The sequence below is a fragment of the Ferrovum myxofaciens genome (genome assembly GCF_000735045.1).
Classification (GTDB): Bacteria; Pseudomonadota; Gammaproteobacteria; order Burkholderiales; family Ferrovaceae; genus Ferrovum; species Ferrovum myxofaciens.
This window is the reverse complement of the sequence record NZ_JPOQ01000114.1, coordinates 1-4,050: the sequence shown is the minus strand read 5'-3', so window position 1 is coordinate 4,050 and position 4,050 is coordinate 1. Positions and strand designations below refer to the sequence as shown.

5 protein-coding genes and 1 pseudogene are annotated in these 4,050 nt (G+C 51.5%); 4 read left to right on the top strand and 2 right to left on the bottom strand.

The genetic code is table 11. From position 1 onward, the window contains the following. Positions 1 to 113 (bottom strand): annotated as a pseudogene (locus IV91_RS17985) (IS1595-like element ISCARN11 family transposase); the annotation flags it as partial. 175 nt (positions 114 to 288) lie between these two features. Next, positions 289 to 1,047 (bottom strand): Lcl domain-containing protein, encoded by a 759-nt coding sequence (locus tag IV91_RS0111345; protein ID WP_031598466.1) that lies wholly within the window; start codon positions 1,045 to 1,047, stop codon positions 289 to 291. A gap of 1,186 nt (positions 1,048 to 2,233) precedes the next feature. On the opposite strand from IV91_RS0111345, the gene trbJ reads away from it, so the two are divergent. The 4 genes from trbJ to IV91_RS0111320 are packed head-to-tail and all read left to right on the top strand — an operon-like array spanning position 2,234 to position 3,940. Next, positions 2,234 to 2,917 carry a P-type conjugative transfer protein TrbJ gene (gene trbJ, locus IV91_RS0111335; RefSeq protein ID WP_031598464.1) on the top strand — a complete coding sequence of 228 codons (684 nt, stop codon included), beginning with the start codon at positions 2,234 to 2,236 and terminating at the stop codon, positions 2,915 to 2,917. Positions 2,918 to 2,954: 37 nt separating this feature from the next. Further along, positions 2,955 to 3,434 (top strand): hypothetical protein, encoded by a 480-nt coding sequence (locus IV91_RS0111330; protein WP_031598463.1) that lies wholly within the window; start codon positions 2,955 to 2,957, stop codon positions 3,432 to 3,434. A gap of 3 nt (positions 3,435 to 3,437) precedes the next feature. Further along, positions 3,438 to 3,632 (top strand): YqaE/Pmp3 family membrane protein, encoded by a 195-nt coding sequence (locus IV91_RS0111325; RefSeq protein ID WP_031598461.1) that lies wholly within the window; start codon positions 3,438 to 3,440, stop codon positions 3,630 to 3,632. Next, positions 3,629 to 3,940, top strand: coding sequence for a transglycosylase SLT domain-containing protein (locus IV91_RS0111320; RefSeq protein WP_200874392.1), 312 nt, complete (start codon positions 3,629 to 3,631; stop codon positions 3,938 to 3,940). The genes IV91_RS0111325 and IV91_RS0111320 overlap by 4 nt, the downstream gene beginning before the upstream one ends. Positions 3,941 to 4,050 lie beyond the last annotated feature (110 nt).

Sequence of the window (4,050 nt, the reverse complement as noted above, 5' to 3'; positions counted from 1 at the left end):
TCGAGGCAGGCGGCATCATCTGGGAACCACGCCTTAAATTCTGCGTAGTTGCGTGGGTAGTCGACCCCGGCGCGGGGCGCGACGGATCGAACTTGCGGAGTTTTTGATTCCATTGCATAATTCTAATATCACAGCACTAAGCTGAATACCCCACTAAATCATTATTGATTCGAACCGAACATTCCGTTTCCTCTAATATGGAATACCACACTTCGCTCCGTCCCTGCGAACTGCTTTTCCGATAGTCCGCAGGGGGCTACCTCCCCCTGCACCCCCGAAAGGGTCAAATCACCCAAAGCGCCGATGCCGCCGCAGTCCTGCCATCAATCCCAACAACCCGATTCCAAGCAATGCCACACTCGCTGGCTCCGGCACGTTGGCGGCACCAGCATTGCCGGGAAGCACGGCCCACGAATAGTTGTTGTAGAACTTGTAGTACTCGTACTGGCCGCCGTTACCGGTGTAGAAGTACCACGCGAGATCAGGATTGGACGCGTACTCCGTACCGGACCAGTACGCGACGTTCTGGACGTTCGTGAACAGGCCGTAACTGGCATTGTGAGTGGTGGTGATGGGTTGACCTGCCGTGCCGCCAAGACCCGTGTAGAACAGTTCCCCCAGCATGCTGTTGGTGCAGTTGTAACCCACGCAGTTCTGGTTGTAGGTGGTCGGCAACTCCCAGGTGTTGTGGCCCAGATAATTGGTACTGTCCAGATACTTCGCCCACGCCATCGCCCCCCACCAGTCTATTACACTATAACCCGCGGCATTGAAATCGCTTGCGCTCAGGTTGTAATTGCCGGGACCGGCATTGTCATAGGCGTTGGGCGTATCATGCACCGTGGGCACTGCCGCGATGATCTGGTTTATCAGGTTGGGATCAGTAGCATACATGGAGCCAAAAAGATTGCCATTCGAACTCCAGGTCACATTCGCCACATTGTCGTAGACCAAACCCGGTCCATCCGCGATCAAACTCGCCTGCGCAGCATTCACACTCAATAATCCTGCTGCAAGCAGGATTGCAGCCTTGAACTCGTGTCGCATGATGTACCCCCTAACCCGTTATTGATGAATTATTATTGGTTCGACCCGGACATTCCGTTCCCTCTGAGATGGAATGTCTCACGGAAATTAAAAAGCACAAATCGTGCCACCTATTCAACATGAAATAATAATCCATAAATAACATACTGTTATGGGATGGGATGGGATGGGATGGGATGGCAAGAGTGTAAAGTTTACTGACACTATTTTGAGTTGTTACCTGAAGACAAAATGCATGCTCGCCTCTCAGTTCAGGAAATCGTTGACAATCTCGGGCAATGGTCTGCACATCGCATACGCCTGATGCAAGATACCTGGAACCAGCGGCGGTTCAAACCCTGACAGCAGTCAAGATTCCGAGAACCCTCATCCGTGGGGAATAAGAAATCTCAAGCGCTGTTCATTCCAGTCCGCCGAGATACCTCGGCGGATCAGGTGCTCCAACGCCAATCCGTTCCCCTCATCCGCCATGCACACCTCCACAATGTCGGGAGCCAGTTGCGTCAGCCGGGCAATTCGACTGGCTTGACCAAGGTCGATTTTCGGCAGCGGCGATCTCGGTCATCGTTCGGTACTTTCCTTCGTCCAGTAATCGTTGCCAATGATGCCTCAGTCCGAGGGACCGTATCAGAGCGGTGTCCTGCGCTGATTCGCGAGCATGAGCGCGAACATCTACTATCCGGTGGGGATTGGTCGTTCAAACCCAGTCATTTGAATAGCGGTTGATGGCGCATAGGGTGAGTAACGCTTTTCGGTAAGCAGTCGCCCGAATTCACCATCGAAAGATTTTCGCCTCGAATACTCGAACATCGGCAATGCGAATCGTGGCTGTCATTCAAGCAGCACGCCCTCAATGACCGCTGAGGCCGAGCAATTCGCATAGGCGGTATGGCAGGTTTCAGAGTCCTGCGGCCGTTTGAATGGCATGAATTAGTAACGCCTGGCAGGCTGGTTCAGGTTCAGAGCTGCCATTTCAGCAGCAAACCCAACCAATTGAATTTTTCGAAGGTCTGGCTCTAAAATCGAATTCCAACCAGAATAATAGGCCCTGAATCAGCCTCGCTCGATCAAAAAATAGTCCGATCTAACCTCAGATTGCAAATAGCCAGAAATTCTTCCGTTCCCTCCCCGCAGAGTCTGATCAGGGCCATCGTTCCGATGACCATCTTTGAAGAAAGGAGCAGTGATGAAAAAAACTGTCATAACACTCTGTATTTCGTTGGGGTCAGTCGGTGCCACAGCAGGAACTTTTACGGGAGGTGCCACATTTCCCGAGCAGATCGTCCAGGAAATTACTGCTGTGCAACAGTACAGCCAAGAGGCCATGCAACTTCAGCAGCAGTTGATGATGGTTCAGAATCAGGTCAGGAATCTTCAGAGTTTTCCTGATCAGTTGTGGCAGTCCACCCTGCCGACCCTCAACACGCTGGTCAGTCTCGTGGGTAATGCCCAAGGGCTGAACTACGCCACCCAGAATACCGTGGCAGATGTTCAACAACAGTATGGTGACCCCAGCCAGGCTCTGTCTGATTATCAGGGTAGTCTGCAAAAATGGACAGAGAATACAGACAGTCAGATTGCGGCAACCCTTCAACAATACGGCCTCAGTCAACAAGATTTCGGAACTACACAAGCGTCCTTGGCGGCTATTCAGGCCGCGAGCCAATCAGCTCCCGGACGAATGCAAGTGTTACAGGCCGGAAACCAGATATCCGGCTTGATGATCAATCAACTTCAATCATTACAGCAAGACATGAACGCAGGGAATCAGATGATGGCCAACTATGTGGCGGGGCAGACCCACGCGCAGGACGCGCAGACCCAAGGTCTCTTGAAGATGCTCAATACTCCAACAACCCCTTTGTATTGAGCTCGTTATACATTCCCTTCAACTGGAGAATTCGAAGATGAAAAAAACACATACAATGGCTTCGCTCGGCCTGCTGATCATCCTTTCGGGATGCGCAAATTTACCTCAACTCAATACTTCATTGGCGCAATTTAACCCATCAGTTTCCGTGCCGGTTGGGCAACTTGGCGATGGCACAGGGTATCAACCCATTTTTAATATCTCCATACCGACGGGCACCTGTAATCAGCAGGCTTTTATAGACGGATTCAAAGATGGTTATTTGTCAGGCTGGAATAGTTCTGTACATGAAAAAATCAACGACCTGGATGGTCATGTTCCCAAGTCAAAATTGCTGGCTTACAGGAGCAAATTGATAGGATCGGAAAATTATCAGACACATGCTGGCAGTTATCCTCTTTTCGGTCCTTATGGTTATCAGGATACCTGTGGGCACGCAAGTTACCAGAACGGTAACGCACAGGGTGGCCTATCAGTTTCCAATAACTGGAACACCATGTTTCCACAAGGAATATAAATCATGAGGCTCATCATTGCATTCTGTCTGCCCTGGCTCACATTCTTTACAATCGGTCGTCCAATCTCAGGGGTTGTTTGTTTCCTGCTGCAGATCACCCTCATTGGGTGGATCCCGGCGGTCATATGGGCAGTCTATGCCTTGAGCCAGTACAAAACCGACCAGAAAATCGAGCAGGCTTTGGGTCCGGAGCGATGATGGGGGCTCTGTCTGCTGAGCCGGCACAACTCATTGTGCAGTGCGCTCCCCAGGTGGCTCCCATCACCATGGCCGCCATCGTGCAACAGGAAAGCGGGGGAGATTCCCTCGCTTTGCACGACAATGATTCTGGAAAAACCTACCATTTGGGAAGTCTGTACGAAGCCGCCCAAATGGCAGGAGACTTGATCCGTCTGGGCCACTCCGTCGATATCGGTCTGGCCCAGATCAACAGCAAGAATCTGCCTGCTCTGGGATTGACCATGGATCAGGTGCTGGATCCTTGCACGAACGTACGCGGTAACTGAGCGGCGTTGTATTCAGGGAGGATTGACCCCGGCATACTCCGATCATCAAGGATAGATGATCGGGAGGGGGTTACGAATGGCTGTGCTGGGTGAAACGATACAGATCGGAG

What these genes read in the sequence shown, in the direction of transcription:
- IV91_RS0111345 (WP_031598466.1), bottom strand. Translation starts at nt 1,047, where the DNA reads ATGCGACACGAGTTCAAGGCTGCAATCCTGCTTGCAGCAGGATTATTG.
- trbJ (WP_031598464.1), top strand. Translation starts at nt 2,234, where the DNA reads ATGAAAAAAACTGTCATAACACTCTGTATTTCGTTGGGGTCAGTCGGT.
- IV91_RS0111330 (WP_031598463.1), top strand. Translation starts at nt 2,955, where the DNA reads ATGAAAAAAACACATACAATGGCTTCGCTCGGCCTGCTGATCATCCTT.
- IV91_RS0111325 (WP_031598461.1), top strand. Translation starts at nt 3,438, where the DNA reads ATGAGGCTCATCATTGCATTCTGTCTGCCCTGGCTCACATTCTTTACA.
- IV91_RS0111320 (WP_200874392.1), top strand. Translation starts at nt 3,629, where the DNA reads ATGATGGGGGCTCTGTCTGCTGAGCCGGCACAACTCATTGTGCAGTGC.